This window comes from Streptomyces sp. IBSBF 3136 (genome assembly GCF_036815105.1).
Taxonomy (GTDB): Bacteria; Actinomycetota; Actinomycetes; order Streptomycetales; family Streptomycetaceae; genus Streptomyces.
On the sequence record NZ_JAJSZC010000051.1, the window covers coordinates 14,296 to 38,975 of the forward strand.

The following is a 24,680-nucleotide window of genomic DNA, read 5'->3' on the forward strand; positions in this document are numbered from 1 at the left end:
TGTAGGGGTCGTAGTGGAGGTAGACCTGCGGGATCAGCGCGGGCAGATCGAAGCCGCTAGCGGGCGCAGTACGTCCGCATCACCAGCTGCTCGGGCACGGAGTCCAGCGACCGGTACAGGCGCCGGTACAGGCCGCTCGCGGCGGTCTTCTCGTCGGTGTCCGGCTGGTGGTTCTTCGTCCATCAGGCGACCATCTGCCGCCAGGTGAGACCCTGCGGCGGCAGCGGATCGGTGAACACCAGGCAGGTGTGCGCGTTGCGGACGATCTCCACGTCGTTGTTTCACCGCGTCCCGCAGCACCATCTCGGGCTTCTCGCCGTCGGCGGCGAAGATCAGGTTCTTGAAGCTGCCCGCCGGACCGTTGCGGAACCGGCTCTCGCACTCCAGCTCCTGCAGTTCCTCCAGCGCGTCTCTGGTCGGGCCGAGGATCGCCTCCACGCAGTCGCGGCGGGCCTTCCAGCTGCCGCTCATGTCGTTGTCACGCCAGTACGAACCGAATCCGCGCGGGCCGTCGAACGCCCGGAACGGCCACACCGGCGGCTCGAGGGCGAGACGCTCGATCACGACGCGGTGGGCCTTGATGACGACGGGCACGGTGTCGTTGTTCAGGTGCATGTCCTGTTCAGGTGCATGTCCCGGCCGTCGGTCCCGTAGGAGACGAAATCGCCGTGCAGGAGCCGGGTCAGCGCGATCGCCCGACGTCGAGCACCCACGACTCGCCCCATCCGTCACCGTTGCTGAAGAACGCCTCGAGCTCCACGCCCACCCCCGTCTGTCCGTCATGCCTCCTGGTCATCGTCGACCGGGGACAGCACAGCCACCAGATGACGTGCGGGCACGGCCTCCTCTGAGGCCCTGTGCTCTCGAAATTCGTTTCAAGATTTTTCTCGGTGGGGGCGGTTCTCGGCCCAGGAGGGTGAGGGCGGAAAGGCTCCGCTCGCGAGAGGTGGTCGAAATGCCCCTGTGGGTGCTGGTGCTGGCGTTGTGCGGCGGCCTGGTGATCGGCATGCTGCGAGCGACCGGCGCGCCTCCGGCGGAGGCGGCCGGAGTCGCGATCGCGGCGATGACGCTGGCCGCGATGCTGCTGGAGCGCCGGTGAGCGGCAAGGGCCGCGCGAGCGGCATGGTGGCGGGGAGGCCGGAGATCGAGCAGCAGCAGTCGCAAGCGCGCTGGGTCGCCGGCCCGGTGCCCGGTCTCGGTCAGCGGTGCAGCCTGTGCCCGCGCCTGCTGGAGCGGATCCGCGACGTGCGCCTGGGTGACACGCCCCGTCCCAACCCGCGGTTGCTGGCCGCCTTGTGCGCCCAGTGGCCCGTGCGGGTCGAGATCGATTTACACGCGATGCCTTCGGACGCCTCGTGCACGACAACTGCACCACGCCCGCCGTGCCGGACTCCGCGGCGGCCGCGAGGAATCTCGCCCGCTGGATGTGGCGAACGGTGCAGGCCATCGAACGAGGAGGCCTGGACCGCTTCGTCATGCGCGAGGTGCGCTCGCGTCATGCGCGAGGTGCGCTCGACACCCGGCGCCCGGGTCGAAGCAGGCATGATCGGACCGATCCGCCTCGTGATGGGCCCCGACGGGCCCGCCCAACGGGCCGGCAGCGCCTTTGGCGCCCTGATGCGGCTGACCGACGCCCTCGCCCCGCCGTCCACGCAGCACCCCATGCAGGCCCTGATCACTCTCCAGAGCCACCTGCAGCGCTGGGGAGCCCGCACGTGGGGGAGAGGCTTCACCGCCCGCTCGGCCTACACCGCCGCCCTGCAGGCCCGGCACACCGTCGTCCGCCACGGTGACCGGCCCGACGTTCAGCTGGACACCCTCACCCGCACTCTGCTGGGCAAGGACCCGACCGCTGGCGCACCCGGGCGGCCGCCGGTCTGCTGAACCCCACCTGGGACGACGCGCCGCGCCCCGACGCGGAAGTGTTGGCCCTGCTGAAGGCGGCGCTCACGGCCGCATCCGCGGACACCAAGCCCGAGTGAGAGCGCGAGATCCCCCGCTTCATCGCCATGGCTGGACCAGCCCGACGCCCTCACCCTCCCCTCCGATGCCTCCACGCCCGCTGGCGACCCGCTGCTGGAGGGCTTCGAGGACCGCATCGGGTGGGTGCTGCGTGAGATGAAACAACAGCGGGCCGTGGCTCTTGCCTACGCTCTCCACACCGGCTTGACCTGGCCCTAGGCCGCACTCCGAGCCGGGGTCCCGGCCTCCGAGGCGGAGCGGGTGGGAGAGAAGGTCCGTCTCCGGTGACCCGGTGGGCGACCCTACGGCGACGGCCACGGTCCGCGACGTCAACCCAACATCTTGCGTACTTGGCGCGTGCAGGAGACGTGCCCTTACCCCGGGAGGGCGACGTGGCCGCCGTTGGCACACCGTCGCGCGGCCCCGGGCGCAGCCCCGCTGGTCCTCAGCTGCCCTGCTGCGCACGTGGGCCGCCGCCTCCCTGCTGCGCAGCGTTATGTCAGGGTTCTCGGCGAGCTGTTCCATGAGGGAGGGGCTGATGGCGATGACGTGGTCCAGGACAAGGAACATGCCGAGATCGTCGATCCGCTGCCGCAGCGTGGCTTGTGCGGGGGTGTCCGGCAGGAGCAGTCCGTGCAGCATGTACAGCGCGTAGAACATGCGCAGGCCGACCAGTACCTCCCGTGCCCGCACCAGCTCCTCGTCACTCGCCCGCTGCACCTGAGCCACCGTGTCCGCGTTCTGCTGGAGCAGCCCCCAGTCCACCGGCGGCCCCTCGCCACGCTCCGCGGCACCCAGCATGTGCGCCCAGTCCTCGACTGCCGGTTCGAACATCCCGGAGGCGGCGAACGCTTCGGCCGGCGCGTCCGCCCCGACCTCCTGCGCTCCCAGAGCGATCGCGGCGACCAGGTGCACCATGTTCCTGCCATCCGGCCCCCCGACTTCGGCCGGCACGTCCTCGCCGGCTTCGAGTGCCGCACGCACCTGAGCCGGGTTTGCCCGCCCGCGGTACGGGCCCATGAGCCGGCCGGCGGCCGCGCGCGAACTCCACCAGCCGCTGCGACGCCGATCGGCGGGCTTTCCCGCCTAGGAACCTGCCATAACGCAGTCCGTCAGCTCGACCCTACGTACCCTCGCCGCACTCCCCGACCGTGCGATAGGTCGGTGCGCCGAAGACGTGACCAGGAACTCCATGACCCACGACCGACGAAATCATTCCCCCACGCTCCAGACGTCCGCCCTTCCTCACCCAGTCCACACCGTTGCGATCGGTGAACCCGACATCGCCCAACAGCCAGTAACGGTTCTCATCCAGGGAGCGCCACCCCTTCTCCCCGTTCGGGGGCGTTGCCTCCACCAAGAGGAACGAGTCGGCAGGCATTCTCCGAAGGGGGTCGTCGAGTTTGTACTTGAGCTGTCCCTGCTTGATCGTCATGTCGGTACAGGGCGGCACGCTCATCACCGTGGCAGCCCACACGGGTGACACTTTTGCGTCAGGGATCATCGGCGCGAAGGACAGGTGCACGTGCGCGACGGGATCAGGGCTCCGGTTCATCACGTGAAACAACCACTTGCCGTGCGCATCCTGGCTTGCCCAACCGGACACCCTGGATGCCTGGGCACGCTCTTCTTTCACCGCCGCCTCGTCTGCCTGCTGCAACTGGGACTGGGCGACCAGGACGGCCCACACGGTTCCCGGAACGGTGACCAGGACGGCCAGAAGGCTCGCGATCACCGTAAGGTCACGCCACTGCCGCGGCTTCCCCTCCGCACCTCCCGCGTCGACGCGTTCCCGCTGCCTCACTCGGCCCGGCCTCTGGCGGCTCAACCGCAGCGTCACCCGCTGCTCACTACGTACGCGGTCGCATGGCCCCTCCCCGCTTCACTGCTGCTAGAGACGCAACAGGCGCCCTAGTTGGCTCCCTGGATCAGCCGCCACATTGTTTCCGCAGGTCACTTGGCGATTCGCCGCCCACACGGTGCGGCTGGCCCGGTCGGCGGCACGCCGCGCCCGAGGCTGCTGCGCGGCGTGTTCGGCAGCGGGGCGTGGACGATGGCGCCCTGGTTGGCCTCGGGGATCAGGCCGTACACCAGGACACAGGAGGCGCCGATCCGGCCGGGGCTGTCGGCGTCGGTGGGTTGCCACGTCGCCCACTCGTTCTCCAGATCGACGAACGCGCCACGCAGCCGGATCCGGTCCTCGACCATCTGCTGGGCGATCGGCTCCGCGCGGAGCAGCTTGCCCTGCTTGGCGCTGACCGCGTCGATCAGCGGCTTCAGCTCGCCCTTAGGGATGGCGCCCTCCTCCTGGAGCGCCTTCCAGGCGGTGTCGATTGCCAAGGTGCACATGTCTCGGCCGTAGTTCCACTCGACGTAGATCACGGCCCCCCTCGACTTCGCGGCGGGCGATGTTGGTGAGGAGCGCGATCATGGTGGTGAAGTTCCGGACGTCCTTGCAGCGGCCAAAGGCGCACACCGCGGCGGCGAACTCCTCGAACACCTCGACGGGGGCGATGCCGACGAGGTCGGTGCCGCCCCACCACAGTCGAACTGGAGTTCGAATCAGTCTCGCGACTTGGGCGGGCGAGCTCATGCCGGTGAGGGCGGGCCTGCCGAAGGCGGTGACAACCCCTGGGGAGGCACAGCGCGGTGAGGGGCGACCGGCCCCGGGCACGGGCGCCTGGCTGGGCACGGGTCTTCCCAGCCGTTCGGCCCCCGAGGCGTGGCAGGGTGGCCGGGCCGCCCGCCCGCGCCCCCGCCTTACGGGTGGGAGCCGTCACCGCTACCGGTCGCCGGTGTCCTCGGGCTGAGCCTGCTGCGCCCGGCGGTCCCGGTCCCGCAGCCATGCCTCGACGCGAGAGGCGACGATGGTCTCCGCCGCCGCGGCCGCCGCTTCCTCCACGCCCCAGCCAGCGGCCCTGGTCACCGCCGACCAGACCACGTGTTGCGCGAGGAGGAAGCGAACAGCCACTTGGACCAGCGCGAAGAGGATGTCCATCTCAGCCCTTTCTGTGAGCCCGCCGCCCGTCGGTGAGCCTCACGGTGACCATGCCGCCGCGGCATCGCCGCGCCCGCTCGGCCACCTCCCGGCCGGCCGGGAGGCCCGGGTGCTCGTGGCCGGGCCTGCGACCGGACGTGGCCCGGCCGGGAGGCACTGGCGCGCCTCCTGGCCGGGCACGGGGCCCGGTGCGGGCCCCGCTGCTTGGTCAGCGCTGCGGCAGGTCGTCGCCGGTGGAGTTGCCGGACCGCGCTCGCAGCCAGCGCTGTGCGTAGTGCTTGACCGCCGCACGGGCCGCGCCCTTGGCGGCCTCGCGGGCCATCCACCGGGCCGCCTCTCGCAGCTCTGCCTCGGGCACCGCGTGGGCGAGGAGGACGACGGCGGCGTAGGCCGCGATGCCGCACACAAGAAGGCAGAGGACGAGGAGGAACGAACGTGCGCGCAACGGCTCTCCTATGAGCAACTCGGTGATGAGCGGCGCCTGTTGGTGTCTCAGGCGTCACTCACTACCGTGCCGCCGAGGGAGCGCCGCGCCCGCTCGACCGGCTCCCCTGGCGGACCGGCGCTGGGCAGACGACTGACAGGCTCTCGCCGGAGGTTGCCGGTCCCGCACCGTCCCGACACGCTCAACCAGCCCCAGCCCCAGCCCCAGCCCCAGCCCCAGCCCGCCGAAAGGTGCCCCTTACACGCGCCCCTGTCCTCGGCCCCACGAGGGATACCGGGTGTGGGTCGGGTCACACTACCCTCGGCCGGGACGAGGGAGTCGACGACCCAGGAGGCGGTCTTGTCCACAGCAGCTGCGGAGCACGCGCCGGGGCGGGCACCGGACGGCGGGATCGCGGCCCGCGCGCGCGGACTGACCAAGGCCTACGGCTCGGGCGAGACGACGGTGCTCGCACTCGACTCGGTGGACGTGGACATCGCGCGCGGCCGGTTCACCGCCGTGATGGGCCCCTCGGGTTCGGGCAAGTCCACGCTGATGCACTGCCTGGCGGGCCTGGACGACGTGTCGGCCGGTCAGGTCTGGCTCGGCGACACGGAGATCACCGGTCTGAAGGAGCGTGAGCTGACCCGGCTCAGGCGGGACCGGATCGGGTTCATGTTCCAGTCGTTCAACCTCATCCCGACGCTGAACGCGGCCGAGAACATCACCCTGCCGATGAACATCGCGGGCCGCAGGCCCGACGAGAAGTGGCTGGACCAGGTCATCGACACCCTCGGGTTGCGCGGGCGCCTGACCCACCGGCCGGCTCAGCTCTCGGGCGGTCAGCAGCAACGCGTGGCGTGCGCGCGGGCGCTGGCCTCGCGTCCCGAGCTCATCTTCGCCGACGAGCCGACCGGAAACCTGGACTCGCGGGCGGGTCTGGAAGTGCTGGGCTTCCTGCGCGACGCCGTGGACGACCTCGGGCAGACCGTCGTCATGGTCACCCATGACCCGGGCGCCGCCGCCCACTCCGACCTGGTGCTCTTCCTCGCCGACGGGCGGATCGTGGACGAGATGGAGCGTCCGACGGCGGACGCCGTGCTCGAACGCATGAAGGCCTTCGACGCGGTGCGCGGACGGCTCGGCGGCGACGCCGGCGCCCGGGAGGACTGACCCGGTGCTCAAGGCCACCCTGCGCAGCTTCCTTGCGCACAAGGGCCGGCTGGCGCTGTCCGCGCTGGCCGTCGTCCTGTCCGTGGCGTTCGTCGCGGGCAGCCTGATCTTCTCCGACACCGTCGCCCGCACCTTCGACCGGCTGTTCGCCTCGACCTCCGCCGATGTGACGGTCGAACCGAAGGAGGACCTGAGGTCCCGGGCGCCGAGCGGCGCGGTGCGGACCGTCCCCGCGGCCCTGCGGGACCGGGTGGCGAAGGTCGACGGCGTCGCGGCGGCCCACGCGGACGTCTCGGTGCCGTACGTGGTGGTGGTCGACCGCCATGACCGGTCCGTCGGCCCGACGAGCGGCGCCCCCACCATCGCCACCTCCTGGTACGTCACCCGCCGCAGCCCGGTGAAGCTGACCTCCGGGCACGCGCCGCACGGTGCGGGCGAGGCGCTCCTCGACGCGGACACCGCCGGCAAGAAGCACGTACGGATCGGCGACACGCTGGCGGTGCAGGCCCAGCCCGGCACGTTCCGGGTGCGGGTGGTCGGCATCGCCACGTTCACGACCACCAACCCCGGTTCCGCCCTGGTCTTCCTGGACCCCGCGGTGGCGGGCCGTGAACTGCTCGGCTCCGCCGACCGGGCCACCGGCATCTCGGTGGACGCCGCCCCGGGCGTGACCGACCGGGAACTCAAGCGGCGCGTGGGCGAGGCGATCGGCCCCGGCCCGTACGACCTGAAGACCGCCGACGAGCGGGCCAGGTCGGCCGCGGCCGACCTCGGCGGCTTCCTGGACGTCATCAAGTACGTGATGCTCGGCTTCGCCGGCATCGCGGTGCTGGTCGGCGTCTTCCTGATCGTCAACACCTTCTCCATGCTGATCGCCCAGCGCACGCGCGAGCTCGGCCTGCTGCGGGCGCTGGGCGCCGACCGGCGGCAGGTGCGGCGGTCGGTGCTCACGGAGGCGGTGCTGCTCGGTGTCACCGGTTCCACCCTGGGCCTGGCGGCCGGGATCGGACTGGCGTTCGGGCTGATCCGGCTGCTGAGCGCGTTCGGAATGAACCTGAAGACCACGGAGATGGTGATCGGCTGGGGCACGCCCGTGGCGGCGTACGCCGTCGGTGTCGGCGTCACCTTCGTCGCCGCGTACCTGCCCGCGCGGCGCGCGGCGGGCGTCTCGCCGATGGCCGCCCTCGCGGACGCCGAAGTCGCCGGTACGGGCAAGCCGTTGAAGGCGCGGGCGATCACCGGAACGCTGGTGGGAGCGGTGGGCGCGGCCGCCCTGGCCGGGTGTGCGACGGCCTCGCGGACCGGCTCGGCCGCCTCCCTGCTGGGCGTCGGCGTCGTCCTGACGCTGGTCGCGACGGTGATCGCGGGGCCGCTGCTGGTGCGGCCGGTGATCCGGGTCCTGGGCGGCGCCTTCCCGGCGCTGTTCGGTCCGGTCGGCCGGATGAGCCAGCGCAACGCCCTGCGCAATCCGCGCCGCACCGGGGCCACCGCGGCCGCGCTGATGGTGGGCCTGGCGCTGGTCGGCGGGATGTCGGTGGCCAGTGCCTCCATGTCCGCGTCGTTCGACCGGCAGATCGACAAGACGCTGGGCGCCGACTTCACCGTGCAGAACGCCAACTTCATGCCGTTCACCAGGGAGATCACCGACAAGGTGCGCGGCACCGAGGGGGTACGGCTCGTGGTGCGGCAGCGGTTCGCACCGGTGGCGGTCCGGCTGCCCGACGGCAAGCGGGTGACCACGACGGCGGCCGGGTACGACACCGGGCTCGACCGGGTCGCCCATGTCGCCTACGCGGCAGGGAACACCGCCGCCGCGCTCGCCGAAGGCGGCCTCGGCATGGACGCCGCCTTCGCCCGGGACCACGGGGTACGCCTGGGCAGCACCGTCACCGTCGGCTTCCCCGGCGGCCGGACGGCCCGGATGACGGTGGGCGCCCTCACCGACCAGGACGGCAGCGGCGGATTCGGCACGCAGGGCGGGCTGTTCCTCGGCATCGCCGCCGTGGAGAAGTACGTGCCCGGCGGCCAGGACGCCGCGCTCTACGTCGACAGGGCCCCCGGCACCGGCGCCGACGTGCTGCGCGCGCGGCTGGAGCGGACGCTGAAGTCCTATCCGCAGGTCCAGGTCCGCGACCAGGCCGACTACAAGAAGCTGGTGCACGACCAGATCGCGGTCCTGCTCTACCTCGTGTACGCGCTGCTGGGCCTGGCGATCGTGATCGCGGTGCTCGGGGTGGTCAACACGCTGGCGCTGTCGGTGGTGGAGCGCACCCGGGAGATCGGGCTGCTGCGCGCGATCGGGCTCGGCCGGCGGCAGCTGCGGCGGATGATCCGGCTGGAGTCGGTGGTGATCGCGGTGTTCGGCGCGGTCCTGGGCCTGGGTCTCGGGCTGGTGTGGGGCGTGTGCGTCCAGCGGGTGCTGGCCCTGCAGGGCATGACGGCGCTCGCGATCCCCTGGAGCACGATCGTGGTGGTCGTGATCGGCTCGGCGGTCGTGGGCATCGTGGCGGCCCTGCTGCCGGCGCTGCGGGCGTCCCGGATGAACGTGCTCGCGGCCATCGCGCACGAGTGACGGCTCGTCGCGCCGGGCGGGTTTGCGGCCACACGTTGGAGCGCGGCACCAGCGCGGGGCGCGTCGGGCGGCACCGGCGCGGAGCGCGTTCCGGGCGGCACCGGCGCGGAGCGCGTTCCGGGCGGCGCCGGCGCGGGGCGCGTCACGCCGGGCCGGTTGGCGGGGACACATTGGAGCGCGGCACCGGCGTGGGGCGCGTTCCGGGCGGTACGGGCGCGGCCCGTCCGCACGTCCGCATGGTGGAATTCGCGGGCGCGAGCGGTCTCCCGTGATGGGGTGGCCCGCATGACGGAACCGCGTATACGTGCCGCCCGGCCCGCCGACCTCGACGGCGTCCTCGCCTTCTGGAAGACGGCCGCCGAGGGGACCAGCATCAGCGACGACCGCGCCGGGGTGGAGCGGCTGGTCGAGCGCGACCCCGAGGCGCTGATCCTCGCCGAGCGGGAAGGGGAGCTGGTCGGCACGGTGATCGCCGGTTTCGACGGCTGGCGCTGCCACCTGTACCGGCTCGCCGTCCTCCCGGAGCTGCGCAGGCAGGGGATCGGCTCGGCGCTGCTGGCCGCGGCCGAGGAGCGGTTCGTACGGCTCGGGGGACGGCGCGGGGACGCGATGGTGCTGGTGCGCAACGAGCGGGCACAGCACGCCTGGCGGGCGGCCGGGTACGCGCCGGAGGAGCGGTGGCGGCGCTGGGTGAAGCCCCTCGCCGACTGAGTCACGACGGGCTCGGGGACCGGCATCCGGGGTCTCTTTGCCCATCCTTTACCATTGAGGGAGCACTCGGCCCTCCATGAAAGGTTGTGAGCGTCCGCCCATGGGCGATCCTCCCGGTCCCCGACACCGCGCGATCCACCCCGCCCTGTCCGACCATGGGACGGGGGTGACCCGATGACCGAAGTGCTCCTCCTCCTCGTGGCGATCCTGCTCTCGCTCGCCTGCGGCGCCTTCGTCGCCGCCGAGTTCTCGCTGACCACGGTCGATCGCGGTGAGCTGGAGCGGGCCGCCCAGCGCGGCGAGCGCGGGGCCGCCGGCGCCCTGAAGGCCGTACGGAACCTGACCTTCCAGCTCTCCGGCGCCCAGCTCGGCATCACCGTCACCAACCTGGTGGTCGGCATGCTCGCCGAGCCGTCGATCGCGAAGCTGCTCGCCGGGCCGTTCCGCGCGATGGGCCTGACGCCCACCGCGGCGAGTTCCGTGGCGCTGGTGCTGGGCACGGCCCTGTCGACGGTGTTCCTGATGGTCGTCGGCGAGCTGGTGCCCAAGAACTGGGCGATCTCCTCGCCGCTGGCCGTGGCCAAGCGGGTGGGCAGCGCCCAGCGCTGGTTCAGCGCCGCCTTCCGCCCCTTCATCAGCCACCTGAACAACACCGCCAACCGGTGTGTGCGCCGCATCGGCATAGAGCCCGCCGAGGAGCTGGCCTCCGCGCGCGGGCCCCAGGAGCTGGCGGCCCTCGCCCGGCACTCCGCCAAGGCGGGCGCCCTGGAGGCGGACACCGCCGAGCTCTTCGTCCGGACCCTGAACCTGGCCGACCTCACGGCGGAGAACGTGATGACCCCGCGCGTGCAGGTCGTCGCCCTCGACGCCCAGGCCACCTGCGAGGACGTGGCGAACGCGACCCGGGCGACCGGCCTGTCCCGGTTCCCGGTCTACCACGGCAGCCTGGACTCGGTCGTCGGCGTCGCCCACATCAAGGACGTGCTGGCGGTGCCCGCCGAGGAGCGGCGCAACCGCTCCGTCACCCAGGTGATGCGCGAGCTGCTGCTGGTGCCCGAGTCCCTGACCGTCGACCGGCTGCTGGACCGGCTGTCCGGCAAGCGCACCATGGCCGTCGTCATCGACGAGTACGGCGGCACGGCGGGCGTGGCGACGCTGGAGGACATCGTCGAGGAGGTCGTCGGCGAGGTCCGGGACGAGCACGACCCGCACGAGACCCCCGACCTGGCCCCCGCCGGGGCCGACGAGGAGGGCCGCGCCCTGTACTCGGCGGACGGCGCCGCCCGTACGGACCAGCTCGCGCGCGTGGGCCTGCGGGTCCCCGAGGGGCCGTACGAGACCCTGGCCGGTCTCGTCGCCACCGAGCTGGGCCGCATACCCGCGGTCGGGGACGTGGTCGAGGTGGCCGGCTGGCGCCTCGACGTCGTGGACGCCTCGGGCCGGCGGGCGGCCCGGGTGCTGCTGCACGCGCCACTGGACGACGAGCGGGACGAGGGGCGGGGCGCCGCGCGAGGCACCGGACGGGGCGCCACGCGGAGCGACGGGACGACGGAGGGGGCGCGATGACCGCCGTACAGCTGCTCATCGGACTGGCGACGCTGGTCGTCAACGCGTTCTTCGTGGGCGCGGAGTTCGCCCTGATCTCCGTGCGCCGATCGCAGATCGAGCCGCTGGCCCAGGAGGGCGACCGGCGGGCGCGGAGCGTGCTGTGGGGCCTGGAGCACGTGTCCGCCCTGCTGGCCGCCGCCCAGCTGGGCATCACCCTGTGCACGCTGGTCCTTGGCGTGGTCGCCGAGCCGGCGATCGCGCACCTGCTGGAGCCGGTGTTCCACACGCTCGGCGTGCCCGCGGGCGCGGGCCACGCCGTGTCCTTCGTGATCGCGCTGACCCTGGCGACGTACCTGCACATGCTCCTGGGCGAGATGGTGCCGAAGAACATCGCGCTCGCCGAGCCGGTGCGCAGCGCGCTCCTGCTCGGCCCTCCCCTGGTCGCGCTGTCCCGGGCGCTGCGGCCGGTGATCTTCACCATCAACGCCTTCGCGAACGGGCTGCTGAAGCTGCTCAGGGTCGAGGCCAAGGGCGAGGTCGCGGCGACCTTCACGGACACCCAGCTCGCCGAGATCGTCAAGGACGCGAGCGAGGCCGGGCTGATCGACGACCGGGCGCAGGAGCGGCTGCACGACGCGCTGGAGCTGGGCAGCCGCCCGGTGCGGGACGTCGTGGTGCCGCTGGAGCGGGTGGTCTACGCGCGCGTGGGCGTCACCCCGGAACAGCTGGAGCGGCTGTCGGCCATGTCGGGCTTCTCCCGCTTCCCCGTGGTCGACGAGAGCCGCCGGATCGTGGGCTACCTGCACGTCAAGGACGCCTTGGACGCCTCGCCCCGAGACCTGCCGTTCCGGCTGCGGGACATGCGGTCCATCGCGCGCGTGCGGGAGACCACCCCGCTGGACGACGTGCTCACCGCCATGCGCGGCAGCCGTACGCACCTGGCGGCCGTCCTCGGCGAGGACGGGCGGCTGGCCGGCCTGGTGACGATGGAGGACGTGCTGCGGCAGCTGTTCGGCCAGCCCGCCTGAGGGCGCCGGCCGGGGGCCGGGGGCGGCCCCCCGGCCCCCGGGCCGGCCGAGCGCCACTGGTGCGATCGAGGCCGACCGACCGACGGGTATGCCGCCGGGATACCATCTCTGTCGCCATGCACACGAATCCCACACCTCCCCCGTACTCCAGCCTGGTCGCGGTCGGCGACTCCTTCACCGAGGGCATGTCGGACCTGCTCCCCGACGGCTCCTACCGGGGCTGGGCCGATCTCCTCGCCGCGCGGATGGCCGCCCGCACCCCCGGGTTCAGGTACGCCAACCTCGCCGTGCGCGGGAAGCTGATCGGGCAGATCGTCGACGAGCAGGTGGACGTGGCGGCGGCGATGAACGCCGACGTGATCACGCTCGTCGGCGGGCTCAACGACACCCTGCGCCCCAAGTGCGACATGGGCCGGGTGCGCGGTCTGCTGACCGAGGCGGTGGAACGGCTGGCTCCGTCGTGCCGGCAGCTCGTGCTGATGCGCAGCCCGGGCCGCCAGGGGCCGGTGCTGGAGCGGTTCCGGCCTCGCATGGAGGAGCTGTTCGGCGTCGTCGACGAGCTGGCGGCGAAGCACGGCGCCCTGGTGGTCGACCTGTACGGGGCGCCGTCCCTGGCCGACCCGCGGGTGTGGGACGTGGACCGGCTGCACCTGACCGCCGAGGGCCACCGCCGGGTCGCCGAGGCGGTCTGGCAGACGCTCGGCCACGAGCCCGAGGACACCGAGTGGCACACGCCGATGCCCGACACGCCGCCGCCCGGCTGGGCGACGCGCCGCGTGGCGGACGTGCGGTTCGCCCGGCAGTACCTGCTGCCCTGGATAGGACGGCGCCTGACCGGGCGCTCCTCCGGCGACGGCCGTCCGGCGAAGCGGCCCGAGCTGCTGCCGTACGAGACGCGGGCCTAGGGCCTGTTGCGAAAGTGGCCTCGTCGCCCGGCAGAGGACCACTTTCGCAACAGGCCCTAGCCCTCCCGTCCGTCCGGGAAGACGTGGCGCACGTCTCGTAGCTTCCGCCGAACAACCCCATGGCGCTGGCCTGCACGAATCGCCAGTAGAATCCGTCTACGTGACTTCAGCGCCCGCCAAGCCCCGCATCCCGAACGTCCTCGCCGGACGCTACGCCTCCGCCGAGCTCGCCACGCTCTGGTCGCCCGAGCAGAAGGTGAAGCTGGAGCGGCAGCTCTGGCTCGCCGTGCTGCGGGCCCAGAAGGACCTCGGCATCGAGGTGCCGGACGCGGCTCTCGCCGACTACGAGCGTGTCCTCGACACCGTCGACCTGGCCTCGATCGCCGAGCGCGAGAAGGTCACCCGGCACGACGTCAAGGCACGGATCGAGGAGTTCAACGACCTCGCCGGGCACGAGCACGTGCACAAGGGCATGACCTCCCGCGACCTCACCGAGAACGTCGAGCAGCTGCAGATCCGGCTGTCCCTGGAGCTGATGCGCGACCGCACGGTGGCCGTCCTGGCACGGCTGGGCAAGCTGGCGGGCGAGTACGCCGAGCTGGTGATGGCCGGCCGCTCGCACAACGTGGCCGCGCAGGCCACCACCCTCGGCAAGCGGTTCGCGACCGCCGCCGACGAGCTGCTCGTGGCCCACGGCCGGGTCGAGGAGCTGCTCGGCCGCTACCCGCTGCGCGGCATCAAGGGCCCCGTCGGCACCGCGCAGGACATGCTGGACCTGCTCGGCGGCGACGCGGCGAAGCTCGCCGAGCTGGAGGACCGGATCGCCCGGCACCTGGGCTTCTCGCAGGCGTTCACCTCGGTCGGCCAGGTCTACCCGCGCTCGCTGGACTACGAGGTCGTCACCGCCCTGGTGCAGCTCGCGGCGGCGCCGTCGTCGCTGGCCAAGACGGTCCGGCTGATGGCCGGGCACGAGCTGGTCACCGAGGGCTTCAAGCCGGGCCAGGTCGGTTCCTCGGCGATGCCGCACAAGATGAACACCCGCTCCTGCGAGCGCGTCAACGGCCTGATGGTCATCCTGCGCGGCTACGCGTCGATGACCGGCGAGCTGGCGGGCGACCAGTGGAACGAGGGCGACGTGTCCTGCTCGGTGGTGCGCCGGGTCGCGCTGCCGGACGCGTTCTTCGCGCTCGACGGCCTGCTGGAGACGTTCCTGACGGTCCTCGACGAGTTCGGCGCCTTCCCGGCCGTCGTCGCCCGTGAGCTGGACCGCTACCTGCCGTTCCTCGCCACCACCAAGGTACTCATGGGCGCCGTGCGGGCCGGCGTCGGCCGCGAGGTCGCGCACGAGGCGATCAAGGAGAACGCCGTCGCCACCGCGCTGGCCATGCGCGAGCAGGGCGCCGAGCGCAACGACCTGCTGGACAAGCTCGCCGCCGACGAGCGGCTGCCGCTCGACCGCAAGCAGCTGACGGCCCTGATGGCCGACAAGCTGTCCTTCACCGGCGCCGCCGCCGCTCAGGTCGGTGTCGTCGTCGGCCGGATCGACGAGATCGTCAAGCAGCACCCGGAGGCCGCCGGCTACACCCCGGGAGCGATCCTCTGACCCGGTTCACCCAGGCGGAACTGGAGGCCGCCCGCGACCGCCTCGTCCCGGACGTGGTCGCGGACGGTCTCCAGGTGCTGTTCTGCGGGATCAACCCGGGCCTGATGACGGCGGCCACGGGCCATCACTTCGCCCGCCCCGGCAACCGTTTCTGGCCGGTGCTGCACCTGTCCGGCTTCACGCCGAGGCTGCTGAAGCCCGCCGAGCAGCGAGAGCTGCTGACGTACGGGCTGGGGATCACGAACGTGGTGGCGCGGGCGACCGCGCGGGCCGACGAGCTGAGCGCCGAGGAGTACGTCGAGGGCGGGCGGCTGCTGACGGCCAAGGTGTCGCGGTGGCGGCCGAGGTGGCTGGCCGTGGTCGGGGTGACCGCGTACCGGGCCGCCTTCGGGGACCGCGGGGCTCGGGTGGGTCCGCAGGAACGGACGGTCGGGGACGCCCGGGTGTGGGTGCTGCCCAATCCCAGCGGGCTGAACGCGCACTGGACGACGGCGACGATGGCCGAGGAGTTCGCGCGGCTGCGGGAAGCGGCGGGCGCGGCGGATCAGGGCGGATCGGTGTCCGTCACCACGCCGAGCAGCTGAAGGGGCAGCTCCCGGCCCCAGTGGGACACGCCGAGGGCGACCCACCGGCCCGAGTCCGCCGCCTCCCACAGGTGGAGGTCAGGCACGTGCTCGCTGAGGCCGGCCCACGGCTCGCCCACGTCCTCGCCCTCCATCGCCCGCCCGAGGACACCGTGCAGGCTGAAGCGGTGGGCGGGTCCCCAACGCTCCGTCAGCCGCTCCGCCAGACCGTCCCGGTCGGCCTCGTACTGGGCCGCCGTCTCCTCCCGTTCCGTGCCGTCGTCGTCCCAGAAGCCACCGCTGGTCCGTAAGGCGGCTATGTGATAGCCGGGTCCGCTCTCGCCGTGCTCCGACGTGCTGTGCGCCCTCGGGAACTCCCGGGCGCACAGCACGTCTATGAGGGTCAGGCACTTCGCGATGTCCATGTGATCCAGTAAAGCGGCCGCCACTGACAATTGGCGTGCCGTCAGGCGTCCCTGCGCCGCACGCTCCACAGCCCGGCGAGCAGCGCGGCCGCCGCCCACAGCGCGGTCACCGCGAGCCCGGTCCAGGGGCCGAGGCCGCCGTCCCAGGTGCTGTGCAGGACCACTTGGCCGGCTCGGTCGGGCAGCAGGTCGGCGACGCCCGAGGACATGTCGCCGATGACGAAGGACACGATCAGCAGGAACGGGATCAGCACGGAGAGGGTCGCGACACCGCTGCGCAGCACGGCCGTGACCCCGGCGGCGAACAGGGCCATCAGCGTGAGGTGCAGGCCGCAGCCGACGGCGCCGCGCAGGCCCTCGGCCCAGCCGGGCCCCGAGGCGCCTAGCACGGCCTTGCCCACCAGCAGTGTGAGCAGCCCGGTGAACCAGCCGACGGCGAGCACGGGCAGCGCGATCGCAGTCGCCTTGGCCGCGAACCAGCGCCGCCGGTCGGGCACGGCCGCCAGGGACAGCCGCAGCGCGCCGCCCCGGAACTCGGCGGACAGAGCGGTCGTACCGAAGGCGATCGCGGCGATCTGGCCGAAGCTGATGCCGAAGAACACCGAGAACAACGGGTCCGTGCCGTCGGCGTCGGTGGCGGCGAGCGCCGAGAACGCGGTGGTGACCACCGGGATCGCGGCGAGTCCGCCGACGAGCGAGGGCAGTGTCCGGACCTTGATCCATTCGGCGTGCAGAGCGGGGGTGAACGACGACATGGTCAGGCCTCCTGGGGCTGGGCGGTGAACTCGGCTTCCGTGGCGGTCAGGTCGAAGTAGGCCTCTTCCAGGGTGGCTTCCTGGGCGGCCAGTTCCAGGACGGGGACGCCCGCCTCCGCCAGGAGGCGGCCGATGTCGTCCACGCGCGCGTGGCGCACGGTCCAGGTGCCGTCGGCGGCCCGGGAGGCGTCGTGGCCCTGGCGGGCGAGCAGTTCACCCAGCGCGGTGGCGTCGGTGCCGCGGACCCGCACCGTGGGCCGCACGCGCGCGTGGATGAACTCCTGGACCGGGGTGTCCGCGAGGAGCCGGCCGCGGCCGAGGATCACCAGGTGGTCGGCGAAGGCGGCGGTCTCGTTCATCAGGTGGCTGGAGACCAGGACGGTACGGCCCTCCCCCGCGAGCCGGCGCAGCAGGGAGCGGATCCAGACGATGCCCTCGGGGTCGAGGCCGTTGGCGGGTTCGTCGAGGAGGACCACCTCGGGGTCGCCGAGGAGTGCCGCCGCGATGCCGAGCCGCTGGCGCATGCCGAGCGAGTACGTCCGCACCCGGCGCCCGGCCACCGGGGCGAGTCCGGACTCCTCCAGCACGGCGTCGACCCGGCGGTCCGGGATGCGGTTGGCGACCGCCAGGGCGCGCAGATGGGCGTGCGCCGTACGGGAGCCGTGCGCCGCCCGGGCGTCCAGCAGGGCCCCCACCCGGCGCAGGGGTTCACGGAGTTCGGCGTAGGCCCGCCCGCCGATGGTGGCAGTGCCGGAGGTCGGCCGGTCGAGGCCGAGGACGAGCCGCATGGTGGTGGACTTGCCGGCGCCGTTGGGCCCGAGGAAGCCGGTGACGCGACCGGGGCGGACGCTGAAGCCGAGCCGGTCCACGGCCCGCCGGCCGCCGAACTCCTTGGTGAGGTCTCGTACGTCGATGCTGGTCATGGCTCCAGCCTGGCCGGACGCGCCGCCCGGCTCCTCCCCCGCCGGTGCAGACCGTCTCCCTCCCGCGGGGGAGGCCGGCCGTCACCGCCGCCTGCGACGATGTGCGCATGGCCCGCCTCCTGCGCCCGCTGCTGCGCGGGACGACGTACACGCGCCTGCTGCATCTGTGGGTGCCCATGCTGATCGAGAGCGTGTGGCTGTTCATCGACATGTCGAAGCCCTGGGTGCCCGCGCTCCTCCTCGTCCCGGTCGGGCTGGTGCCCGCCGTGCGGGTGGGCGAGGGCGTCCAGGCCCGTCTGCTGCTGACGCCCGGGACGGACGGGACGGGCATCTCGGTCACCCCGTCGACGAGTTGGCGTGACCGGGGGCGCACGGTGCTGTGGCTGGAGCTGCGGATGCTCCTCGCGGTTCCGACGACCTTCGCCTCGGTGTGGTCGCCGATCCTCACCTACGAACTGGTCCGGCTCGCGTGCGGGTACACCGTCCCCACCTCCCCGCTGCTGGGCTGGGCGCGGCCGCACCGGGCGTACGGGCTGCTCGCCCCGCTGCCGCTGCTCGCCCTGTACGGGCTGGTGGTGGGCCTCGGCGTGCTGGCCACCGCGCTCGCCCGCCGGCTCCTCGGGCCGTCCGCCGCGGAGCGGCTGGCCGCCCTGGAGGAGCGCACCGAGCAGCTGCTGGAACGCACCCGCATCGCACGCGAGTTGCACGACTCCATCGGGCACGCCCTGACGGTGGCGGTGGTGCAGGCGGGCGCGGCCCGGGCGGCGGGCGATCCCGAGTTCACCGGACGGGCCCTGGCGGCCATCGAGGAGACGGGCCGGGCCGCCCTGGAGGACCTGGAGCGGGTGCTCGGGGTACTGCGCGAGTCCGAGCGGCCGGCGAGCTCGCGGCCCACGCTGGCCGACGCCGACCGGCTGCTGGTCTCGGCGCGCGCCTCGGGCGCCGAGATCGACGCGGAGGTGAGCGGACCCGTGGCGGCGGTGCCGGGGCCGGTCTCGCGCGAGGGGTACCGCATCCTCCAGGAGGCGCTGACCAACGTGCTGCGGCACGCGGGAGCGGTCCCCGTGCGGGTCAGGGTGGCCGTCGCCGACGGCACGCTCGTCCTGGACGTCCGCAATCCGCTGGGGTCCGCGGTACCCGTGCCGGGGCGGGGCAGCGGGCTGCGCGGCATACGCGAGCGGGCCGCCCTGCTCGGGGGCGACGCGCGCACGGGGCCGTGCGAAGGGGACTGGCGGGTGCGCGCGGAACTGCCGCTCGGCTGACCCTCTAGGCTGGCCGGATGCCGGTCACCGTACTGCTCGTGGACGACGAGCCACTGGTCCGCGCGGGTCTGCGCGCCGTGCTGGAGGCGCAGCCCGACATCGAGGTCGTGGGCGAGGCGGCCGACGGGGCGGCGGTCATCCCGCTGGTGCGTCAACTCCGCCCGGACGTCGTCGCGATGGATGTCCGCATGCCGCTGATGGACGGGATCGAGGCCACGCGCGCGGTGCTGCGCACGGTCGACTCCCCGCCCCGCATCCTCGTGGTGACGACCTTCGAGGAGGACGAGTACGTGTACGAGGCGCTGCGCGCGGGAGCCGACGGATTCCTGCTGAAGCGGGCCCGGCCGGCCGAGATCGTCCACGCGGTACGGCTGGTGGCGGAGGGCGAGTCGCTGCTGTTCCCCGCCTCCGTGCGGCGGCTCGCGGCCCGGTACGGCGACAACCACCCGCCCCGCACCCGGCTTTCGGAGGCCGGCCTCACGGACCGCGAGGCGGACGTGCTGCGGCTGATGGCACGCGGTCTGTCGAACGCGGAGGTGGCCGCCCGGCTCGTCGTCGGTACGGAGACGGTGAAGTCGCACGTGAGTGCCGTACTGGCCAAACTCGGCGCGCGTGACCGCACCCAGGCGGTGATCGCCGCCTACGAGTCGGGGTTCGTCACGCCGGGCTGACGCGGGACCGGTGCCCGGGCCGGTCCCCGGCTCGGGTGGCCCGGCACTCGCCGGGGTGCGCCGGGCCGAGTACGATCCGCCCAACACGCGCGCGAGCTGGGAGGACGGACCGTGGGGCAGCTGACCGGCGGCGATCCCTCGCTGCTGCGAAGGATCAATTCCGCGGTGGTGCTGCACGCGCTGCGCGCGACGGACTGCGCGACCCTCACCGAGGTCACCCGGGTCACGGGACTGTCCCGGCCGACGGTCGAGGGGGTCGTGGAGGGGCTCATCGAGGCCGGGCTCGTGGTCGAGAAGGCCGCCGAGGAGGGCACCGCACGCCGGCAGGGGCGGCCGGCCCGCCGGTACCGGTTCCGGGCCGAGGCCGGGCATCTGCTGGGCCTGGAGATCGGCCCCCACCGGGTCGCCGCGCTGCTGTCGGACCTGGACGGGCGGGTGCTCGGCGCGCAGGCCAAGGAGGTCGACGAGACGGCCCCGGCGGACGAGCGGCTCGACCGGCTGCGCGGCGCGGTCGCCGAGCTGCTGCGCCGGGCCGGGGTGCCGCGCGGCTCGCTGCGGGCGGTGGGCGTGGGCACGCCGGGCATCGTGGAGGCCGACGGGACGGTACGGCTGAGCACGGCGCTGCCGCAGTGGACCGGTCTGCCGCTCGGGGAACGGCTCAGCCGCTCCTTCAAGTGCCCGGTGCTGGTGGAGAACGACGCCAACGCGGCGGCCGTCGCCGAGCACTGGAAGGGCGCCGCGACGGAGACGGACGACGTGGTGATGGTCCTCGCCGGGCTCAGCCCGGGCGCGGGTTCGCTGATCGGCGGGCGGCTGCACCGGGGGTACGGGGGCGCGGCCGGGGAGATCGGCGCGCTGCACCTGCTGGGCCGGGAGGCGACCCCGGAGACGCTGCTGTCCACCACCGACGAGCCTCTGCATCCCCTGGACGAGCAGGCGGTGGCCGAGGTGTTCGCGCTGGCCCGGAAGGGCGACCGGCGGGCGACGGCGGCCGTGGAGCGGTTCCTCCAGCGGCTCGTGCACGACGTGGCCGCGCTGGTGTTGGCCCTGGACCCGGAGTTGGTCGTGATCGGCGGCTGGGCGGCCGGCCTGGACGGCGTACTCGATCCCCTGCGCCGCGAACTGGCCCGCTACTGCCTGCGCCCGCCCCGCGTGGCGCTGTCGGTACTCGGCGAGGCGGCCGTGGCCACGGGCGCGCTGCGCCTGGCCCTGGACCACGTCGAGGAACAGCTGTTCGCGGTGGAGGGAACGGTGACGGCGCGCCGCTGAGGGAGTGGGCGTTCGCCCCGCCGTGACCGGGAGGCGGGCGGCACACTCCTCGAACGTCTCGCGCCCCGGTGGAGTTCCGGGGCGCGGTGGGTGGTGCGATGGCTCAGGAGGCCTGCTGGCCTGGGTCGTGGTGTATCTCGACGCCGGGCGAGTCGCCGAAGGTGAGCCGGCAGGTGTCGGCACGGTAGGTGGCGACGGAGAGCGCGGCGGTGCGGCCCTCGGCGAAGAACCGGGTGGTGACCACCAGGACCGGCGCGCCGGGCAGGCGGTCGAGGTCCTTGGCGTCGTCCGCCCGGGCCGAGCCCAGCTCCACGGCGCGGTCCTGGCCCTCCAGCTCCAGGCGCTGCAGTTCCCGCAGCACCGCACGCGCGCGTGCCGGGCCGGACGGGGCGTCGATCGCGGTGAGGTCGGGCACCGAGGCGGCCGGGATGTGCAGCAGCTCGGTGGCGACGAGCTGGCCGTGGGACATCCGGGAGCGGCGCACGATGTGCACGGCTTCGCCGGAAGGGATCTCCAGGGCCGTGGCGACGGCGGCGGGCGGCACGGACTGGACGCAGTCGACGGGCTGCCAGGCGTCACCGCCGGCGCCCGGCCAGTCGTGTTGCTCGGTGCCGACGGCCACGCCGACACGCGGGGGCGCGACGGTCGTGCCGACACCGCGGCGGCGCTGCAGCCGGCCCTCGAGCTCCAGCTGTTCGAGCGCCTGGCGGAGCGTCGCGCGGGCCACGCCGAAGCGGGCCGCGAGGTCGCGCTCGTTGGGCAGGATCTCACCGACCGAGAACTCGGAGTCCAGTGCCTCACTGAGCACGGTCTTGAGATGCCAGTACTTCGGTTCCGGCACCGATTCCAGCTGCGTGGTCCCCACCCTGTCCTCCGCAAGAGCCGTGGTCCGGCGGTTTTTAGCGCCCTTGTTTATTAAAGGTTGTTGCACTTATCTGCGACCATAAGGCGGCCGTAACCCTTGGTCAAGACCAATCCTCGATCCCCGGGGCGGCGCACGGGCGCGGCGCCGCGGAGCGTTCATGAGGCGTTCGCACGCCGCCGCACGGATGACATGACGGCGAAGCCCCCGTCTCGCGACGGGGGCCCGCGGTGGCGGGAGGCTCGGCGCGCGTCTCAGCTACCGGCCAGGGAGCCCATCCTGTCGGGGTTGCGCAGGACGTACACGGTGGTGATCACGCCGTCGGAGATGTCCAGCTGGAAGACGGTGTCGGGCTTGCCCCCGACCAGGGTGAGCACCGCGGGACCGCCGTTGACCTCCACGAGCCGGACGGACAGATCGGCCATGTTCTTGGCGGCCACGCCGGCCAGGAAGCGGCCCACCTTGTCGGCGGAGCGCAGGACGCGCACCGGCGCCTTGGCCTTGCCGCCGCTGTCGGCGACGAGCCGTGCCTCGGGGGCGAGCAGCGACAGGAGCGCCTGGAGGTCGCCCCCGGCCGCGGCCGCGAGGAACCGTTCGGTCAGGTCCCGCCGTTGGACCGGGTCGACGTCGTAGCGCGGCCGCCGCTCCTCGACGTGCCGGCGGGCCCGCCCGGCGAGCTGGCGCACCGCCGCCTCACCGCGGTCGAGCAGCGCGGCGATCTCGGCGTACGGGTAGCCGAACGCCTCCCTGAGGACGAAGACGGCGCGTTCCAGCGGGGACAGGGACTCCAGGACGACCAGCACGGCGAGGGAGACGGAGTCGGCGAGCAGGGCGCGCTCCGCGGTGTCCGCGACGGTGTCGCCGAACTCGGTGACGTACGGCTCGGGCAGCCACGGGCCGACGTACGCCTCGCTGCGCGCCTTCACCTGGCGCAGCCGGTCGATGGCCAGCCTGGTGGTGACGCGCACGAGGTAGCCGCGCGGTTCGCGGATCTCCGCGCGGTCGGCGCGTGACCAGCGCAGCCAGGCGTCCTGGACCACGTCCTCGGCGTCGGCGACGCGGCCGAGCATGCGGTAGGCGACTCCCATGAGAAAGGGCCGGTGTTCCTCGAAGACGTCGGTGACGGTGTCTGCGCTCACCGGCCCATCCCAGCCGACACACCCGCCGGTGTCCAGGGAGAATCGGCCCGTCGGGGACCGGCCGGGCCCACAATGTCCGCGGACCGCCGGTGGCCGGCGGCCGGGGTCCGGGAGGTGACCGATGCGCTATGCGGTGCTGGGCACGGGCGAGGTGGGCCGCACACTGGCCGGCCGGCTGGTGGAGCTGGGGTACGAGGTGACCCTCGGGTCACGGTCGAAGGACAACCCGGTAGCGGTGGAGTGGGCCACGGCGGCGGGCGGCCGGGCGCACGCGGGCACGTTCGCCGACGCCGCCGAGGCCGCCGACGTCGTGGTGAACGCGGTGGGCGGGCAGGTGGCGCTCGACGCCCTGCGGGCGGCCGGGGCGGAGCACCTGGACGGCAAGCTCGTGCTCGATGTCTCCAATCCGCTGGACTTCGAGGAGGGCCGGCCCCGGCTGGACCCGGTGGAGTCGGACAGCGTGGGCGAGCGGATCCAGCGGGCCTTCCCGCAGGCCCGGGTGGTGAAGGCGCTGAACACCGTCAACTGCCGGGTGATGGTGGACCCGGGGCGGGTGCCGGGTGATCACGTGCTGTTCGTGTGCGGCGCCGATCCCGGCGCCAAGCGGCAGGTCGTCGAGCTGCTCGGGGAGTTCGGCTGGCCGGCCGACCGGGTGCTGGACCTGGGCGGCATCCGGTCGGCGCGGGCCATGGAGATGCTGCTGCCGCTGTGGCTCGACCTCTTCCGGAAGTTCGGGCACGCGGATTTCAACTTCGAGGTGCGCCGGAGGGACTGAGCGGGTTCGGCCCGTCCGCGCGGCGACAAGGGGCTACCCGTCGGTAGCAATTGCTGACAAGCTGTCTACGGCGTCCGTCAGCAGCCCAGACGAGGAGCACCCCCATGTCCGCCACCGTCTCCTTCAAGGTCCCCACCACGCACGGCCCGAAGGACGTGACCGTCTCCTACGCGCGCGTGGGACGCGGCGCCCCGCTGGTCCTGCTGCACGGCATCGGCCACCACCGGCAGGCCTGGGACCCGGTGGTGGACATCCTGGCGACCGAGCGCGAGGTCATCGCCGTGGACCTGCCGGGCTTCGGTGCCTCCCCGGGCCTGCCGGGCGGCCTCGCCTACGACCTCCCGACGACCAACTCCGTGCTCGGCGCGCTGTTCGAGGCCCTGGACCTGGACCGCCCGCACGTGGCCGGGAACTCGCTGGGCGGCCTGCTGGCCCTGGAACTGGGACGCGAGAAGCTCGTACGGTCCGTCACGGCCCTGTCCCCGGCCGGTTTCTGGACGGAGGCCGAGCGGCGGTACGCCTTCACGATGCTGCTCACCATGCGCGGCATCGCCCAGCGCCTGCCGCTGCCGCTGGTGGAGCGGCTGTCGCGGACCGCGGCCGGACGCACCGCGCTCACCAGCACCATCTACGGCCGTCCCGGACGCCGTTCACCCGACGCCGTGGTCGCCGAGACGCTCGCGCTCGCGGGGGCCACCGGCTTCGACGCGACCCTGCGGGCCGGCACCACCGTCCGGTTCACCGACGAGCTGTCGGGCCTGCCGGTCACCGTCGCCTGGGGCACCCGGGACCGGCTCCTGGTACGCCGCCAGGGCGTCCGCGCCAAGACGATCATCCCGCACGCCCGGCTGGTACGCCTGCCCGGCTGCGGCCACTGTCCGATGAACGACGACCCGGCGCTGGTCGCCCGCGTGATCCTCGACGGCAGCCGCTGAACGGAACGGCTCCGCCGGCGGGCGGGGGGCGCTGACCAATGCGGGCTCGTTGACGGGTGCGGGGCCCCTGGCGGATCAGGGGCCGCTGACGGATGGGGAGCAGCTGACGGGTGGGGGCTGCTGGCGCAGGGGGTGCTGGCGGATGAGGGGCCGCCAACGTATGCGGGACTCTGAGGC

Annotated in this window: 26 protein-coding genes; 15 read left to right on the forward strand and 11 right to left on the reverse strand. The window is 73.1% G+C overall.

Features of this window, described 5'->3' with window-relative positions; genetic code table 11:
* Positions 1-33: 33 nt before the first annotated feature.
* Entirely contained in the window at positions 34-615 is a 582-nt protein-coding gene (locus V7E45_RS13990; protein ID WP_333774456.1) for a hypothetical protein, read from the reverse strand.
* A gap of 340 nt (positions 616-955) precedes the next feature.
* Between V7E45_RS13990 and V7E45_RS13995 the strand changes: the two genes are divergently transcribed.
* Positions 956-1,099 (forward strand): hypothetical protein, encoded by a 144-nt coding sequence (locus tag V7E45_RS13995; protein WP_333774457.1) that lies wholly within the window; start codon positions 956-958, stop codon positions 1,097-1,099.
* 398 nt (positions 1,100-1,497) lie between these two features.
* On the forward strand, positions 1,498-1,884 hold the full coding sequence (locus tag V7E45_RS14000) for a hypothetical protein (protein WP_333774458.1): 387 nt from the start codon (positions 1,498-1,500) through the stop codon (positions 1,882-1,884).
* A 117-nt stretch (positions 1,885-2,001) separates the two neighbouring features.
* Here V7E45_RS14000 and V7E45_RS14005 read toward each other — a convergent pair whose 3' ends face one another.
* The 5 genes from V7E45_RS14005 to V7E45_RS14025 form a co-directional block, all read right to left on the reverse strand.
* A complete protein-coding gene (locus tag V7E45_RS14005) occupies positions 2,002-2,880 on the reverse strand; it encodes a hypothetical protein (RefSeq protein ID WP_333774459.1) in 879 nt (292 codons plus the stop codon).
* A 205-nt stretch (positions 2,881-3,085) separates the two neighbouring features.
* Positions 3,086-3,697 (reverse strand): hypothetical protein, encoded by a 612-nt coding sequence (locus V7E45_RS14010; protein WP_333774460.1) that lies wholly within the window; start codon positions 3,695-3,697, stop codon positions 3,086-3,088.
* A 218-nt stretch (positions 3,698-3,915) separates the two neighbouring features.
* On the reverse strand, positions 3,916-4,311 hold the full coding sequence (locus V7E45_RS14015) for a hypothetical protein (RefSeq protein ID WP_333774461.1): 396 nt from the start codon (positions 4,309-4,311) through the stop codon (positions 3,916-3,918).
* Between the two features lie 433 nt (positions 4,312-4,744).
* Positions 4,745-4,960 carry a hypothetical protein gene (locus V7E45_RS14020; RefSeq protein WP_333774462.1) on the reverse strand — a complete coding sequence of 72 codons (216 nt, stop codon included), beginning with the start codon at positions 4,958-4,960 and terminating at the stop codon, positions 4,745-4,747.
* 208 nt (positions 4,961-5,168) lie between these two features.
* Complete coding sequence (locus V7E45_RS14025) at positions 5,169-5,405, reverse strand: hypothetical protein (RefSeq protein WP_333774463.1); 237 nt, start codon at positions 5,403-5,405, stop codon at positions 5,169-5,171.
* 339 nt (positions 5,406-5,744) lie between these two features.
* Between V7E45_RS14025 and V7E45_RS14030 the strand changes: the two genes are divergently transcribed.
* The 8 genes from V7E45_RS14030 to mug all read left to right on the forward strand — a co-directional run bounded on the left by V7E45_RS14030 (position 5,745) and on the right by mug (position 15,508).
* A complete protein-coding gene (locus V7E45_RS14030; RefSeq protein WP_333774464.1) occupies positions 5,745-6,557 on the forward strand; it encodes an ABC transporter ATP-binding protein in 813 nt (270 codons plus the stop codon).
* A gap of 4 nt (positions 6,558-6,561) precedes the next feature.
* On the forward strand, positions 6,562-9,129 hold the full coding sequence (locus tag V7E45_RS14035) for an ABC transporter permease (RefSeq protein WP_333774465.1): 2,568 nt from the start codon (positions 6,562-6,564) through the stop codon (positions 9,127-9,129).
* Positions 9,130-9,414: 285 nt separating this feature from the next.
* The gene (locus tag V7E45_RS14040) at positions 9,415-9,840 is read left to right on the forward strand and encodes a GNAT family N-acetyltransferase (protein ID WP_333774466.1); all 426 of its coding nucleotides are present in this window, start codon (positions 9,415-9,417) and stop codon (positions 9,838-9,840) included.
* 174 nt (positions 9,841-10,014) lie between these two features.
* Positions 10,015-11,406: a hemolysin family protein gene (locus tag V7E45_RS14045; RefSeq protein WP_333774467.1), complete on the forward strand. Its 1,392-nt coding sequence runs from the start codon at positions 10,015-10,017 to the stop codon at positions 11,404-11,406.
* A complete protein-coding gene (locus V7E45_RS14050) occupies positions 11,403-12,416 on the forward strand; it encodes a hemolysin family protein (RefSeq protein ID WP_333774468.1) in 1,014 nt (337 codons plus the stop codon). The genes V7E45_RS14045 and V7E45_RS14050 overlap by 4 nt, the downstream gene beginning before the upstream one ends.
* Positions 12,417-12,532: 116 nt before the next feature.
* Complete coding sequence (locus V7E45_RS14055) at positions 12,533-13,321, forward strand: SGNH/GDSL hydrolase family protein (RefSeq protein ID WP_333774469.1); 789 nt, start codon at positions 12,533-12,535, stop codon at positions 13,319-13,321.
* 160 nt (positions 13,322-13,481) lie between these two features.
* Positions 13,482-14,924, forward strand: coding sequence for an adenylosuccinate lyase (gene purB / locus V7E45_RS14060; RefSeq protein ID WP_333774470.1), 1,443 nt, complete (start codon positions 13,482-13,484; stop codon positions 14,922-14,924).
* Positions 14,921-15,508 (forward strand): G/U mismatch-specific DNA glycosylase, encoded by a 588-nt coding sequence (gene mug / locus V7E45_RS14065; RefSeq protein WP_333774481.1) that lies wholly within the window; start codon positions 14,921-14,923, stop codon positions 15,506-15,508. Before purB ends, mug begins: the two co-directional genes overlap by 4 nt.
* On the opposite strand, the gene V7E45_RS14070 is transcribed toward mug, so the two are convergent.
* From V7E45_RS14070 to V7E45_RS14080, 3 genes are read right to left on the reverse strand one after another with little or no spacing between them, the layout of a single operon-like run.
* Positions 15,469-15,912 carry a hypothetical protein gene (locus tag V7E45_RS14070; RefSeq protein WP_333774471.1) on the reverse strand — a complete coding sequence of 148 codons (444 nt, stop codon included), beginning with the start codon at positions 15,910-15,912 and terminating at the stop codon, positions 15,469-15,471. The genes mug and V7E45_RS14070 overlap by 40 nt on opposite strands.
* 41 nt (positions 15,913-15,953) lie before the next feature.
* Entirely contained in the window at positions 15,954-16,667 is a 714-nt protein-coding gene (locus V7E45_RS14075; RefSeq protein ID WP_333774472.1) for an ABC transporter permease subunit, read from the reverse strand.
* 2 nt (positions 16,668-16,669) lie between these two features.
* On the reverse strand, positions 16,670-17,590 hold the full coding sequence (locus V7E45_RS14080; RefSeq protein WP_333774473.1) for an ATP-binding cassette domain-containing protein: 921 nt from the start codon (positions 17,588-17,590) through the stop codon (positions 16,670-16,672).
* Positions 17,591-17,697: 107 nt separating this feature from the next.
* Between V7E45_RS14080 and V7E45_RS14085 the strand changes: the two genes are divergently transcribed.
* The 3 genes from V7E45_RS14085 (at position 17,698) to V7E45_RS14095 (ending at position 20,792) form a co-directional block, all read left to right on the forward strand.
* Positions 17,698-18,852 carry a sensor histidine kinase gene (locus V7E45_RS14085; RefSeq protein WP_333774474.1) on the forward strand — a complete coding sequence of 385 codons (1,155 nt, stop codon included), beginning with the start codon at positions 17,698-17,700 and terminating at the stop codon, positions 18,850-18,852.
* A gap of 17 nt (positions 18,853-18,869) precedes the next feature.
* On the forward strand, positions 18,870-19,523 hold the full coding sequence (locus V7E45_RS14090) for a response regulator transcription factor (protein ID WP_333774475.1): 654 nt from the start codon (positions 18,870-18,872) through the stop codon (positions 19,521-19,523).
* Between the two features lie 111 nt (positions 19,524-19,634).
* A complete protein-coding gene (locus V7E45_RS14095) occupies positions 19,635-20,792 on the forward strand; it encodes an ROK family transcriptional regulator (protein WP_333774476.1) in 1,158 nt (385 codons plus the stop codon).
* 103 nt (positions 20,793-20,895) lie between these two features.
* Here the strand turns inward: V7E45_RS14095 and V7E45_RS14100 are convergent, their stop codons facing one another.
* Together V7E45_RS14100 and V7E45_RS14105 are read right to left on the reverse strand one after the other, a co-directional pair.
* Positions 20,896-21,657 (reverse strand): GntR family transcriptional regulator, encoded by a 762-nt coding sequence (locus tag V7E45_RS14100; RefSeq protein WP_333774477.1) that lies wholly within the window; start codon positions 21,655-21,657, stop codon positions 20,896-20,898.
* A gap of 251 nt (positions 21,658-21,908) precedes the next feature.
* On the reverse strand, positions 21,909-22,793 hold the full coding sequence (locus V7E45_RS14105; RefSeq protein ID WP_333774478.1) for an RNA polymerase sigma-70 factor: 885 nt from the start codon (positions 22,791-22,793) through the stop codon (positions 21,909-21,911).
* Positions 22,794-22,914: 121 nt separating this feature from the next.
* Between V7E45_RS14105 and V7E45_RS14110 the strand changes: the two genes are divergently transcribed.
* Together V7E45_RS14110 and V7E45_RS14115 are read left to right on the forward strand one after the other, a co-directional pair.
* Positions 22,915-23,568, forward strand: coding sequence for an NADPH-dependent F420 reductase (locus V7E45_RS14110; RefSeq protein WP_333774479.1), 654 nt, complete (start codon positions 22,915-22,917; stop codon positions 23,566-23,568).
* Between the two features lie 104 nt (positions 23,569-23,672).
* The gene (locus V7E45_RS14115) at positions 23,673-24,503 is read left to right on the forward strand and encodes an alpha/beta fold hydrolase (RefSeq protein WP_333774480.1); all 831 of its coding nucleotides are present in this window, start codon (positions 23,673-23,675) and stop codon (positions 24,501-24,503) included.
* Positions 24,504-24,680: the final 177 nt, after the last annotated feature.

Bases quoted from the DNA above. Each gene is read 5' to 3' on its own strand.
- V7E45_RS13990 (WP_333774456.1), bottom strand. From the start codon at position 615: ATGCACCTGAACAACGACACCGTGCCCGTCGTCATCAAGGCCCACCGC.
- V7E45_RS13995 (WP_333774457.1), top strand. From the start codon at position 956: ATGCCCCTGTGGGTGCTGGTGCTGGCGTTGTGCGGCGGCCTGGTGATC.
- V7E45_RS14000 (WP_333774458.1), top strand. From the start codon at position 1,498: ATGCGCGAGGTGCGCTCGACACCCGGCGCCCGGGTCGAAGCAGGCATG.
- V7E45_RS14005 (WP_333774459.1), bottom strand. From the start codon at position 2,880: ATGGTGCACCTGGTCGCCGCGATCGCTCTGGGAGCGCAGGAGGTCGGG.
- V7E45_RS14015 (WP_333774461.1), bottom strand. From the start codon at position 4,311: ATGTGCACCTTGGCAATCGACACCGCCTGGAAGGCGCTCCAGGAGGAG.
- V7E45_RS14020 (WP_333774462.1), bottom strand. From the start codon at position 4,960: ATGGACATCCTCTTCGCGCTGGTCCAAGTGGCTGTTCGCTTCCTCCTC.
- V7E45_RS14040 (WP_333774466.1), top strand. From the start codon at position 9,415: ATGACGGAACCGCGTATACGTGCCGCCCGGCCCGCCGACCTCGACGGC.
- V7E45_RS14045 (WP_333774467.1), top strand. From the start codon at position 10,015: ATGACCGAAGTGCTCCTCCTCCTCGTGGCGATCCTGCTCTCGCTCGCC.
- V7E45_RS14050 (WP_333774468.1), top strand. From the start codon at position 11,403: ATGACCGCCGTACAGCTGCTCATCGGACTGGCGACGCTGGTCGTCAAC.
- V7E45_RS14055 (WP_333774469.1), top strand. From the start codon at position 12,533: ATGCACACGAATCCCACACCTCCCCCGTACTCCAGCCTGGTCGCGGTC.
- V7E45_RS14070 (WP_333774471.1), bottom strand. From the start codon at position 15,912: ATGGACATCGCGAAGTGCCTGACCCTCATAGACGTGCTGTGCGCCCGG.
- V7E45_RS14075 (WP_333774472.1), bottom strand. From the start codon at position 16,667: ATGTCGTCGTTCACCCCCGCTCTGCACGCCGAATGGATCAAGGTCCGG.
- V7E45_RS14080 (WP_333774473.1), bottom strand. From the start codon at position 17,590: ATGACCAGCATCGACGTACGAGACCTCACCAAGGAGTTCGGCGGCCGG.
- V7E45_RS14085 (WP_333774474.1), top strand. From the start codon at position 17,698: ATGGCCCGCCTCCTGCGCCCGCTGCTGCGCGGGACGACGTACACGCGC.
- V7E45_RS14090 (WP_333774475.1), top strand. From the start codon at position 18,870: ATGCCGGTCACCGTACTGCTCGTGGACGACGAGCCACTGGTCCGCGCG.
- V7E45_RS14110 (WP_333774479.1), top strand. From the start codon at position 22,915: ATGCGCTATGCGGTGCTGGGCACGGGCGAGGTGGGCCGCACACTGGCC.
- V7E45_RS14115 (WP_333774480.1), top strand. From the start codon at position 23,673: ATGTCCGCCACCGTCTCCTTCAAGGTCCCCACCACGCACGGCCCGAAG.